Consider the following 12,738-nt stretch of genomic DNA (forward strand, 5'->3'; position numbering starts at 1 on the left):
CATTATCGTTCTAAGATTCCTGCACCGGATACACAAGATTTAATCAATAACCGTCGTTGGTGTCGCCTCTTTCACAATTATTAAGCTATCATAAGATTCATTTGGTATCATTTTAATCGTATAAAACATCTTCGTGAACTTATACCACGAACGGAAATCATCGCCTATATTCGCCATCTTCTGTTCAGTCGAGAGAATAGTTGCTAACTCTTTTGATGCACTAGCTTTTTTAAAATCTACGTAAAATACATTTTCCTCTACATCACTAAAGGCATCTACTAAATCATCATGATGCTCCAGTGTATAGTTTTCACGTTCACCTGAACTACCGTTTAACGCCTGGAATGTATTATCGATAAAATCCGTTCCAATCGCAAAATATGCATCTCCGTAAATTTCATCTAAATAATCTCCCATTGCTTTGTAGCCTGCTAATGATGCGGAAGTTTTTTCAATATGCCCATTATGTGCAGAAATCAGCACTTTATCGTGCCCGCGCCCCGCTTCAAATTCAACAATCCATTGCAGGTTTTCTGCCAAATATTGATCTCGTAAAGTGGCATACTCGCTATCATTTAAAAACAGCTGAGTACGTTGCTTCATGATTTGTGCATATTGTGAAGCAATAGCAAATGTTTCTTCCGATGAGCGTGTAATATATGCTGTGCTATTTGATTGCAAATCTAAAATAATTGAATCCATTGTTGCATCCAACTCTTTCAGTTGGCTGTTTGTTAATTCACGCATTGTCTCATTGGAAACATGCTCCAGCTGCGTTGTATATTCTTTTACCACATCGCTGTTTACTTCTTTATAATAATCTAGCAACCCTTTTTTACTGTAGTCATAGCGTTGCATATCGTTGCCGTAAAAATAAACCTTCTCATTCTCATCTACCGTCCTATTATAATCATGCATCCATTGCACCAGCTCTATCATCTGCTCTGTTCGGTAAATTTGATAATCAAGGGTATTTACAGCCTCTTCTGCTGTACCGTTACCCGTTAATATAAACTGATTAATTTGCTGAGCACCACCAAAGTCACCCTCTAATACAAAGACATGAACATTCTCATTCACAACTAATGCTTGAAATAGATCCTTTTTCAATTCTTGAAATTCAATATTACCGTGTGTTGCTTCTCCAAAGCCAATGACTTTAACGTCATTTGGAATATCAATATTTTCTATTTCCGATGTATATTGAGCTACATCTTCTACCGCTTCCCCACTTCCACACCCTGCTAGGAAAACAGAAAGGGCAATCGATGTCGTTACAAACCAAGTTTTTTTCAATAAATTCATATAACATCCTCCTCACAAAAATCAATTACGCCTCGGCGTAATTGCGTTCAGATTTTTTTCGAGCCTGCTCGAAAAGCTCCCCTTAAAAATCTGTGACATCCGCCGGGGCTTTAACTTGATTCAGCCTGGGTTTAACCCCCAACTAAATAAAAATTGCATATCTGGCATTCATCTCCCATTTATACAAATAGGGACTTCTGCTGAAACAAGTTAAACAGCTTTTCGCTGGAAGTACAAATAGCCTCCAATGAAAAACAACATAAAACTACCACCTACAACCGTAACTAATTGATCCCATGGTACAAAAAATACTTCCCCTGTGCTTCCACCTATATTCATCATAAAAAAAGGTTGCACCCACGGATAGTAAGGGCCAAATTGTTCAGAATTCGCAACTATTATAGCTGGCAAGGTAAAAATTACATTTACTGCAAACGGAGCAGCAAAGCTTTTAAACATCACTGACATCCACAATTGCAATGCAACTAATGGAAATGTCGCTACCCATCCTCCAAAAATGCTTTTCCAAACGATTTCCATTGGGAAAGGATCTGTATAACCTTTTATCATACCTACTGCATATATAGAAATTAAATATAATAATTGCATCGCCAAGATTAGCAGCATGATTAATACATACTTCGCGACAAATACTCTTCCCCTTGTAACAGGCAATGCTAAAAGTTGTTTCCAACCACCAGCTTGGTGCTCATATCTACAAATGAGGCTTGCAAAGATCCCTGAAATAAGTGGTAGAAACAATAATGAATATGTTAAATTCATTGAAAGTAATGCAATATACCATTTATTCACATCGAAATCATCCTCGAAACCGACCGATAATCCTATAATTAGACCGATCATCGGACCCGTTAGAATAAGCGGTATCATTTTAGACTTCCTTAATTTGTACCATTCAGAATGTAGTATAGCTCGCATTATTTCACATCCCTTCTCGTGAAATCGATCATTCCAACGATATATAATAGAATACCTACACCTATACCTAGTGCAACATTGATAATTGGTTCATTCCATTCATTCATTAATGTTGGCCACTTCCAAATCATCCAATCTGGCAATTTATATGCTGAAAATGCAAATATCACACCAAAGACCCCGGTAGTAATAGGTATGGCTTGATTTTGACTAACAGTCGCAATCCAAAGCTGCAATGCTAATACTGGTAATGACGCTAAAAATGGATAATAACTAGACTGGACTAGCTCCATATAAGGAATATTCGCTCCCAAATCTAAAAACAATCCGTAAGCAAATGTTAAAAATAACAGTAGCGAAGAAGAAACAAACAATAATATGGTTAGCACTGTAAATTTTGATAAATACACTGTCATTTTTGATACAGGCAAAGCAATTAATTGCTTCCATGCATTTGTTTCATTTTCAATACTCGCCATGAAAGATGTTAATATGGCAATCCCTAAAATAAGCGCAAGTGGGGTAAAAGAATGTACATTCCCTAAATAATAGCCCCAATCATCTTCACTTTGTTGTAACAAATAGTCTTTTCTTAATCCGTAATTGACCGTTTGTAGCGCCACTACACCAAAAGGTCCTAAAGCTGTTAATAACCATAATCCCTTTCGTTTAATTTTTAAGAAGTCAGATGACAATAGATTGCCTATCATATCGCTTGCACTCCCGCCGTCATTTGAAGGAATATATCTTCCAATGATTGTTTTTCTTCTTCTACGCGATAAACAGAAAAGCCGTCCTGCACAAGAATTTGAACGATTTGCGCTACTTTTTCATCGGAGCATTCATCTAATACAATTTGCCCTTCTTTGCATTCTGCTTTAATGCCATTCGCCACTAACGAACGCCACGCTTGCTCACTATTATTCACCTTGAATATAACTTTTGGCTGTGCATGCATACGCATTGCTTCAATTGAATCTTGAAAAATCATTTTCCCTTTCGAAACAATGCCAACTGTTGTCGCCATTTGATCAATTTCAGACAACAAATGACTCGAAATAACAACCGTCATCCCATATTCAGAAGGAAGGCGTTTTATTAAATTTCGAATTTCAATAATCCCAGATGGATCAAGTCCATTTGTTGGTTCATCTAATATTAATAATTCTGGATTGTGTAAAAGAGAAGCGGCAATGCCTAGACGCTGCTTCATACCAAGCGAGAATCCTTTAACTTTTTTATTGGCTGCCTCTGTTAAACGAACAATTTCTAACACTTCATCGATGCGCGATTTTGGCACACCTAATATTTTTCGTAGAGCTTCTAAATTTTCGTAAGCTGTTAAATGTGGGTAATAGGATGGGTTTTCAACCAACGAACCAATTTTCGATAATATTTTGATTCGATCCTTCGTTACATCCTTTTGGAAAATTTTAATTTTTCCAGATGTTGGTTTCATTAATCCTAAAAGCATACGAATTGTCGTTGTTTTCCCTGCACCATTTGGGCCTAAAAATCCGTAAATTTCCCCTTTACGAATTTTTAAATCTAACCCTGATACAGCCCGCTCTTTACCAAACTGTTTTGATAAATTTTCTGTTTGTACGATATATTCCATTTCCCTCACCTCTTTATTTAGCATAAAGTACTAAGTTTAAAAGTAGGTATGTACGAAGTTTAAATTTTGTTTAAATTGCTTCAGCAGTATCAATTAAAAGCCCCCAGCGTAATTAATAAAAAGAAGCCGTCCGAAAAATCATTCGGACAGCTTCTTACGTCGTATAATTTTAATCATTGTGCCGGACTCACTTGATGTGATATCCCAATCTAGCTCCATACCCTTCACCATAATATCCACTATAGATAAACCAATCCCTGCGCCTTTTGCATTGGATTCATTGTTCATTCCTTTTCCGCAATCCGAAATGACGAATGCATCATAGTACTTCGTTGATTCTGTTTTAACACCAATATATCGCCCACTACTTGCATGACGTAATACATTTTGAAAGAAATTATCAAATATACGACCTAACCAAAGCGAATCAACTAGCCAGTTATTATCCTCGAATGAATGTAACTCTACGTCTATTTCAAAACCTTCTTTTTCAAAAACAGGATACCACGTAGTCATGTGCTCTCGTGCAAATCGAATAACATTAGTTTCCTTTGGTTCAAATTTATATTTACTAGCCATGAGTAACGTATACGACATTAAATTTTCCATTAATCCGTCAATATTAACAATCGACGTTTCCAAAGCTTTCACAGCATATTTGCCTTCATCTGATAATTTCTCTTTACTAATGGAATAAGTTTGTGCCCGTACTTTCGTCAAAGGCGTACGTAAATCATGAGAAAGATTAGCAATTAATTCCCTCCGTAATTGTTCTTCCTTTTGCTCACGGTTTTTACTTTCCCTAAGCTCACACACCATGCGATTAAAGCTTTGTTCAAGTTGCCCAATCTCATCCTTCTTTTTCACATCCATCCCAATAGGTAACCCGTCTACATCACGAATTTCCATCGCTTCCTGAAGCTTTAATAAACGTTTACGAATTCCTCTAAAAAATAAAAAGGATACACTGATAAAAAATATAATGATACAAATAACACCTAAAAATACAATGGTCCCATATTGCTGATAAACATTTCTAATCGGTGGATTCAATACCGATCTAGGAATTTCAAAAACAATAAAACCATTCGTTTCATCATCTCCTAGATATGCAATAACGGTAAAAGGATCCCCGTCATATCGCTCTTTTATAAACTTAGTCGTAAATGCAGGTGTCCATTGTGCTGGAAGCTGCTCTTTCACATTGACTTCTGTTAGTAATGTCCCCTTCTCACTTACCCAAAACATGGCGGCTTCGGGGTATTTTTGCTGCCAGTCTTCAAATAATTGTTCGATTACTTCTATTTTAATAGCTTTTATTTTATTTGCTTCAGCATGCCATTGTTCCTCAATCACATTTTCATTGTAGTCTTCGCCATATTGAATATTATTATTACTTTCCTCTTTTTGAGCAATCCCCATTACAAATAAAGCAGGAATAAAGTACGCTATTTGAACAATAGACATTGCCAGTAAAATAATAAGCATATACTTCGCTAATAATGATCGGAAAATTCTCATAGTTTTACCCTATAGCCAATGCCGCGAATTGTTTCAATAATCAGTGGCTTAGCTGGATTTAATTCTATTTTTTCTCTTAAATATCTTATATGGACCATTAATGTTTTATCACCTTCTATGTAAGCCTCTTCCCAAACCCCTTCATATAGCTGTTCCTTTGTTAGTATTTGATTTAAATGACGAATAAAATATTGAAATAAATAAAACTGCTTGCTTGTTAATTGAATTTCTTCATTAGCAATACTGTCCATTATTCGCATCTCTTTTGTATGTATTTTTAAGTGCTGAAGGTCTATTATATCGTCATTCTTTTGATATCTCCTTAGTAATACTTCTACACGCGCTACTAGTTCATCCGGATGGAAAGGCTTTGTTAAATAATCATCCGCAAAGTTTAGCCCCTCAATTTTGTCCTCCACTGCTGTGCGTGCGGAAAGCATTATAATAGGTAATTCATTATTTTCCCTCTTGATTCTTTTCCCGATCGAAAAGCCATCTAAGCCAGGTAGCATAACATCCAAAATGACAACATCGGCAGAACCTATGTAATGCTCAATACCCTCACCAGACTCTAGCCATCGCACCTCAAATCCTCTTTCCGTTAACTCCTTCGTCACCCATTGCCCGATTTCTTTTTCATCCTCTATGTATAAAATACGAAACAACTGCTACCATCTCCTATATTCAATTCATTTGGAAATATCCATTTTGAATTATTATACATTTAAGTAAAAAAGCACTCAATCTATAATACTTTATTTAATATTTATTTAGGCAGGCATGTTTTTAATAATCAAAAAAACTACGTTCAAAGCCCGATAATTTGAGCTATAACGTAGCTTATCTATTTTGTTAAATAACTTTGGCTAGTGCACAAACAATACTTTTTTGGTCTCGCTCAGCTCCTCAGCATAAAGATTAAATACCTTATTTTTCCGCTCATCATCTAATACGCTATCAAATTCATCGAGCACAATATAGCCTGATGAAGTGGCTAAGTTTTGCAGTAACGCGAGTGCAAATAGAAGTGAGCTTAGTGATTCCTCCCCACCTGATACACCTAGTAACACCTTTAACTACGAACCTCCAAGACCACGAAATGAAGCAATCCATTTATGTTTAACGAGCTTAGATTACTTAGACCGACTAGTGCTTCTAGCTGGTCTTTAAATTAATGTGAGAAGAATTTTTCCTAGTTAACTTGTAAACTAAGCCTATATAAATCCAATCATATATAAGTATGGCAACAGAAATCATCGTAATTAAGCTTGCTTTGAAATACATATAGAAAGCAATAGAAATACATAAGGTACCTAGCATTTTAAAAATAGCGATTGCTAAAGATTGCCCCTTCAAACTCCCTCTCCATAATAGCAAAGAAATAAACAGACCCGACATCATTAAGTTTTGCGAAAAAGCAACGTACTTCCCTTCAAAATCATTTATCTCATGTGTGATCATTAGTATTATGTAAAAACTAATGCCTAGTGTTATAAAGAAAGAGGAATAAAAAAGCTTCCATGAAAGGTATTTTTTAAATTCCTTTCGCCCATAAGTTAAATATTGCATTAGTATAACAATATCCAAGGCAAACCAAATCATCGTAATTTTCTGTTGTATATCATTGATTGGGTAAATGAATGCGAAAATGAATTCCCATGAAATATTTGCACAAATTGCAACCATTGGCATGCCATATGCCTTATCTCGAAATCCCTGCATTATTATGAGTATGTACGTCATAATCCAAAATAGCGCCATCCCCAATTGCAACACGAATAACCAATTAATTTGGTCCGCCAAATACACCATCCTTCTGATTAATAAAACCGCGCTCGTCTCTGTCACTATATGAAGAGGTGGGTATTCCCTATTCAAATTTTTGTTAATTGCTTTCATGGGAGGCTGTACTTCAGGGATGGGATGGATCTTGTACCTATGATCAAATCGAAATAAATTACGGCTAAACTCTTATTCAATGAGTTCAGCCGTAATCTTGCCTTCTCTTTTCACCTAATACAAGAAGTATTAAGAACGCATATAGAGAAGATCTATGTTATATCATATTGGGGATATGATTTATAACTAAATTAAACGATGGCACTTTTTAACTCGTAAACAACTTCGCCATCACACATTGTAAATACTACTTCTGTTTCTAAAATATCTTTTGACTGAATTTCAAATAAATTTTTATTCATTACAATAATGTCGGCTAGTTTTCCTTCTTCTAAAGTTCCTAAATTCTCTTCACGGAAGCATCCATAAGCCGGTTCATATGTGTATGCTTTTAATGTTTCAGACATCGACAATTTTTCATTCGTATTCCAATCATTCACTAGCGTACTATCTTTTCTCGTGACAGCATGGTAAATTTCTTTCATTGGTGAAATATGGACTACAGGAAAGTCGCTTCCTAAAGCTACAATCGCTCCAGCGTTTAAAAATGATTTACTTAAATACGTATTTTTAAAACGCTCCTCACCGAGTCTTTCTATATAAATTTTTTGCTCTAAAGCGGCTAAATGATATGGTTGAATCGATGCAATAATATTTAGCTCTTTAAAACGTAATATATCTTCATCACGAATCGATTCAATATGCTCGATTGTATGTCGCGTGTTTTGGCTTCCGTTTAACTTTCTCGCTTTTTCAAACGCGTCTAATGAAAACTTTACAGCTCCGTCACCGATTGCGTGTAAACGTACGCTAAATCCTTCTTTATCTGCCTCTATAATCCACTCTTCTAGTTGTTGTAATGGATACGTCGTATCACCGCGATGGGCAACATCTGCATAATCTTCTAACATGTATGCAGTATGACCCGTTATAACACCGTCAATAAACTGCTTCAAGCCATTCATTTTAATTTTGGGATGATTATATTTTTCCTTAAATATTTTCGCTTGATCTAAACAGTCATCCATTTTAGGTTGTAAATGAACTCTCGCTTTTAATTGTTTCTTTTCCTCTAATTCATAGAGCAAATCAAAGTCATCTAAAAATTCAGAAAAAGGTGCATACATATCATTTAACGATGTAATACCGTGGCGTGCTGTATAGTCAAAAAAGTTGTTGAGCATTGCAATTTTATCTTCTTTACTAAAATTGTAAGCTAATTTTTGTACTAAACTTTGCGCCTTTTCCATTAAAATCCCTGTAATTTCTCCATTCGCATCTTTCATAATTTCACCGAATTCAGGATTAGGCGTGTCCTTCGTAATTTCCGCTAATTCCAGCGCTTTACTGTTAACCCAACAATAGTGACATTCTAAATGATTTAATATAATCGGATGGTCTGGGAAATGTACATCTAATAATTCTTTCGTTGGTAATGCTGCATCATTCCAACCGCCATTGTCCCAACCAAATCCAATAATCCACTCTTTATGTTGATGTTGGTCCCAGTCTCTTTTAATAACTTGAATGACATCTTCAGCTGATTTAGTTTCACTCAAATCGATACTTTGCAATTGTAATGCGCCTGGAAAAAGATGCAGATGAAAGTCATGAAATCCTGCCATTACTAATTGGTCATCAAAATTGTATACGGTTACATCTTCATTTAAAATCGGCTTTAATTCTTCAATAGATGGTGCAATCTTAATAATTTTATTTCCTTCAACTAAAATAGCCCCTGGTACTGGTCTATCAGTTGTTCCTGTAAATACTTGATTACTAATTAAAACTTGTTGCATGTTTAGCCCTCCTCAGCAAATTCTAAATTAATTTTATTTATCCCTTTAAATTTCACTAAATAAATTAAGTAGCATACACCGATAGCACCCCATGTTATTCCAAATACAACTGATATAATGTCTAACTTAAATAATAGGTAGATGATAAACAAAGATCCAAGACTCGGCATTAATAAATATTTAATCGTTGCGCCAAATGAGCGATTTTTATTTTTGATATAGTAATGAAATACAACCGATACATTAACAAATAAAAATGCTATTAAAGCGCCGAAATTAATAAATGAAGTTGCTAATGTTAGTGTCATAAAAAACGATAACAGAGAAATTGCAGCGATTAATAGTAAATTAAAGACGGGTGTTTTATATTTCGGACTTAAAGAGGCAAATACTTTTGGAAGCATGTTATCCCGCCCCATAGCGTACAGGACACGCGACGCACTTGCTTGTGATGCAAGACCCGATGCAAAACATCCGATTAATGTACCTGCTAAAAAGAATGAAACAAATAAATTACCGCCTACCATCGTTACTAACTCTACAGCTGCCGAATCCAAATTTGCAAAATTTCGATAATTTGGTTGGACAAGTGTTCCTAAATAAGAAACAACTACGAAAGTAAATGTTCCAATTGCAATGATTGTATAGATTGCTCTTGGAATTGTCTTTTTCGGTTCAATGACTTCTTCCGCTAACGTCGTAATTGAATCAAATCCTAAGTAAGAGAAACATAGGAGAGAGGCACCCGCCATAATCATAGACATATCAAATCCAGATCCCAACATTGGTGATAATGTAAATAAGGTAGAAGCCTCATTACTTGCTAATACATACCGAATACTTAAGAACGAAAAAATAAAAACAACTAAAAACGAGTAGATTAAGAGAAGTGTGTTTACCCAGGAAGCCATTTTTGTACCTTTAATATTAATAATTGTATTTAAAACAATTAACAATATAATCCAAAATCCATACGGTATTTGTGGCAAGATTGAATGTAAAAATATCGCTGCAACTAAATAGTTTACCATCGGTAATAATGCATAACTTGTTAAGAGTGCCCACCCTACTAGAAAACCTACTTTTGAATTGACAGCGCGATGTACATAGGAGTAAGCCGAACCTGAAATAGGGAATGCTTTAACCATTTGAGCATAACAATAACCAGTTAACGATAAAGCTAATGCAGTAAAAATGTACGCAAGTGGCACTCTACTATCTGTCACTTCTGATGCAATCCCAAATGTCGTGAAGATAGTAATTGGAGCCATTAATGATAAACCAAAAACAACAAGCTCTTTACCTGTTAATCTTCTAACTAAATTTACTTCTGACATAAAACCCCTCCAATCCATATGACTGATTATCATTCATTTTCAAAATAAAAAAATATGAATGACTGATTATCATTCATATTAACATATATTATTTGGTTTACAACTGTTTTTTTCTCGAAAAAACGTATTTTTTATATTTTAATACTACAGAAATTATATTGTAAAAGTATTTCCAATCAAAAAACAAATAGAAAAAAGTGCATTTTATTTCAATGCACTTTTCGTAAATTCAACTAATTCTTTATATTGGGCTTCAATTTCATCTTGTGAGGGTGAATCATATAAATATAATTGTTCTGCAGTGGATTCTATTAAGCCAATTAAAATTCGTGATGTACGCGAGCAATTTATATTCTCTCGGATTTCTCCTTTTTCACTCGATTGTTGTAAGAACGTACACATCCAATCATAAAATGGCGAATAAATAGATTCCCATTGCTTTAAATGCTCACTTTGTGCTAATCCAGCATACAACATTGCAAATATTTCCTTCTTGCTATCGGTAATACGAAAAACGGCACTTACTAAATCTTCAATTTTCTTGTCAAGATCATCTGCTAAATTGATACTTGAATGGATTTCTTTCATAATCTCTTCAACAGCAAATTTTGCAATTTCTGGCATGACAGAAAACTTCGATGGAAAATATAAATAAAAAGTACCTTGTGCTATACCGGCAGCTCGAACAATATCCGATATTTTCGTATTTTCCACACCTTTAATTGAAAATTGCTCAATTGTGGCTTCAATTATTTTTTGTTTTTTATCCAACATTGTATCACCTCAAATTGTTGAATGAAATTCATTCATTATAGACTTTATCATAACGAATTCTATCAAAAAGAACAATATTGAGTAATTCCATAAATAAGCAAAAAAATGTATTTTCTATGACTCATTACGAAACGTATTTGAGTCCAGAAACACCGACTACGATGACTAACACGGCAACAAATCGACCGATACTTTTAGATTCACCGAAAAATATCATATTAATAATGACGGCAGCGGTTGTTCCGATTCCGATCCATACAGCATAAGCAACACTCACCTGCAAATAGTCAAATGAGGCATATAAAAAATAAAAGGCACCGCCAAACCCTGAGACGAGTATCATTGCATTCATTAAATTTTTTGTTGTACTATATTTCTTCAGTCCAATTACGCCAATCGTCTCTAAAATGGCTGCAAGAATTACAAATAACCATCCCATTTAAGCTGCCTCCTTTTGTTGTTTCTGCTCAGATAAAGTATCTGCAATGTTTAACATCATCACACCAATTACAATGACACAAATGAACACAACTTTAATAGGCGTAAATGTATGGTTGAATATATAGACATCCATTAGCGCTGTCCCCACTGTTCCCGCCGCAGCAAAAACCGCATATACCGTTCCTGTTGGTAACCCTTCACAAGCCTTTGCTAAAAACCAAAAATCAACGACTATAATTGGAATAATGATCGCCCAATGCCACCATGTACTCGCTACATTGAAACCAAAAATCCATAACAACTCACACAAACTTGTCAAAATAACAAATATCCATGATTTATTCATCTTTTTCCTCCTCATAAATAAGAGAGTTTATTTACTACAACATAAATGAATGACGTTCATTCATAATTTAACATACAATAAAAAGAAAATCAATTACATTTCATCGCGCATCAGGTGTAACAACAAACAAGCCGCGCAACCTAATTCGTTGCGCGGCTTGTTTATGATTGTTAATTAATCCCGTTCAGTAAATCGCTTTCGAGCCCTTCATCCTTTTTATAGATAACCACATCGCACATCTTAGCCTTCAATATAATTTGCTTCAAGTAAATGTGCAATTTCCATCGTTTTCTCTAAAACGACTGGATGTGAAACCGCCACATAAATTTCACCTTCAAAAAAACGGAAAGGAATTTTCACATTTTCTAATTGCCACATAAAAAAGTGACCTTTAATCTTCATATGTACACCGTCTTGACTAGCACCAAAGGAATCATTGTACTCAAAATCTGATTTTGTCGAGAAGAAGCTTTGGCATTCTTCTAAGCTTAACGTTGGATTTCCTTGTTCATCAAGACGTGTAATTTTATATCGTGTGTTCATTAAACAAGCTCCTTTTAAATCCTTACTATCGCTTAATTATAATAGGTTAGATTTGATTAGGCAAAAGAAGAGGTAAATTTTTGTTTGGCTCTAATGATTAGGTCCGTTCAACTAATTATGAAAAGGGTACGTAGCTTCCATATAATAACGTCGGAGGTGCCATGCTGTTTATATACGCTATTTGATTATGTGCTTACCTATATAATAGAAGAAAAA

Annotated in this window: 13 protein-coding genes and 1 pseudogene; all 14 read right to left on the reverse strand. The window is 34.9% G+C overall.

Features of this window, described 5'->3' with window-relative positions; genetic code table 11:
* Positions 1-39 precede the first annotated feature (39 nt).
* The 14 genes and pseudogenes from O7776_RS15720 to O7776_RS15785 all read right to left on the reverse strand — a co-directional run bounded on the left by O7776_RS15720 (position 40) and on the right by O7776_RS15785 (position 12,522).
* Positions 40-1,305 (reverse strand): erythromycin esterase family protein, encoded by a 1,266-nt coding sequence (locus O7776_RS15720; RefSeq protein ID WP_274307907.1) that lies wholly within the window; start codon positions 1,303-1,305, stop codon positions 40-42.
* Between the two features lie 210 nt (positions 1,306-1,515).
* Positions 1,516-2,244 (reverse strand): ABC transporter permease, encoded by a 729-nt coding sequence (locus O7776_RS15725; RefSeq protein ID WP_241370115.1) that lies wholly within the window; start codon positions 2,242-2,244, stop codon positions 1,516-1,518.
* A complete protein-coding gene (locus O7776_RS15730; RefSeq protein ID WP_274307908.1) occupies positions 2,244-2,954 on the reverse strand; it encodes an ABC transporter permease in 711 nt (236 codons plus the stop codon). Before O7776_RS15730 ends, O7776_RS15725 begins: the two co-directional genes overlap by 1 nt.
* Entirely contained in the window at positions 2,951-3,862 is a 912-nt protein-coding gene (locus tag O7776_RS15735) for an ABC transporter ATP-binding protein (RefSeq protein WP_274307909.1), read from the reverse strand. Before O7776_RS15735 ends, O7776_RS15730 begins: the two co-directional genes overlap by 4 nt.
* Before the next feature lie 138 nt (positions 3,863-4,000).
* Positions 4,001-5,383, reverse strand: coding sequence for a HAMP domain-containing sensor histidine kinase (locus tag O7776_RS15740; RefSeq protein ID WP_274307910.1), 1,383 nt, complete (start codon positions 5,381-5,383; stop codon positions 4,001-4,003).
* The gene (locus tag O7776_RS15745; RefSeq protein ID WP_241370111.1) at positions 5,380-6,048 is read right to left on the reverse strand and encodes a response regulator transcription factor; all 669 of its coding nucleotides are present in this window, start codon (positions 6,046-6,048) and stop codon (positions 5,380-5,382) included. Before O7776_RS15745 ends, O7776_RS15740 begins: the two co-directional genes overlap by 4 nt.
* A gap of 213 nt (positions 6,049-6,261) precedes the next feature.
* Positions 6,262-6,444: pseudogene (locus O7776_RS15750) on the reverse strand (hypothetical protein); the annotation flags it as partial.
* A 94-nt stretch (positions 6,445-6,538) separates the two neighbouring features.
* Positions 6,539-7,195 carry a transmembrane-type terpene cyclase gene (locus O7776_RS15755; RefSeq protein WP_476661790.1) on the reverse strand — a complete coding sequence of 219 codons (657 nt, stop codon included), beginning with the start codon at positions 7,193-7,195 and terminating at the stop codon, positions 6,539-6,541.
* 278 nt (positions 7,196-7,473) lie between these two features.
* Positions 7,474-9,081, reverse strand: a complete 1,608-nt coding sequence (locus tag O7776_RS15760) for an amidohydrolase (protein ID WP_274307912.1) — start codon at positions 9,079-9,081, stop codon at positions 7,474-7,476.
* A 2-nt stretch (positions 9,082-9,083) separates the two neighbouring features.
* The gene (locus O7776_RS15765) at positions 9,084-10,418 is read right to left on the reverse strand and encodes an APC family permease (protein WP_274307913.1); all 1,335 of its coding nucleotides are present in this window, start codon (positions 10,416-10,418) and stop codon (positions 9,084-9,086) included.
* 204 nt (positions 10,419-10,622) lie between these two features.
* Positions 10,623-11,192, reverse strand: coding sequence for a TetR/AcrR family transcriptional regulator (locus O7776_RS15770; protein WP_241370109.1), 570 nt, complete (start codon positions 11,190-11,192; stop codon positions 10,623-10,625).
* 124 nt (positions 11,193-11,316) lie between these two features.
* Positions 11,317-11,631 (reverse strand): DMT family transporter, encoded by a 315-nt coding sequence (locus O7776_RS15775; protein WP_241370108.1) that lies wholly within the window; start codon positions 11,629-11,631, stop codon positions 11,317-11,319.
* A complete protein-coding gene (locus tag O7776_RS15780; RefSeq protein WP_274307914.1) occupies positions 11,632-11,979 on the reverse strand; it encodes a DMT family transporter in 348 nt (115 codons plus the stop codon).
* A gap of 240 nt (positions 11,980-12,219) precedes the next feature.
* On the reverse strand, positions 12,220-12,522 hold the full coding sequence (locus O7776_RS15785) for an excinuclease (protein ID WP_274307915.1): 303 nt from the start codon (positions 12,520-12,522) through the stop codon (positions 12,220-12,222).
* Positions 12,523-12,738 lie beyond the last annotated feature (216 nt).

The organism is Solibacillus daqui (genome assembly GCF_028747805.1).
Lineage (GTDB): Bacteria > Bacillota > Bacilli > Bacillales_A > Planococcaceae > Solibacillus > Solibacillus daqui.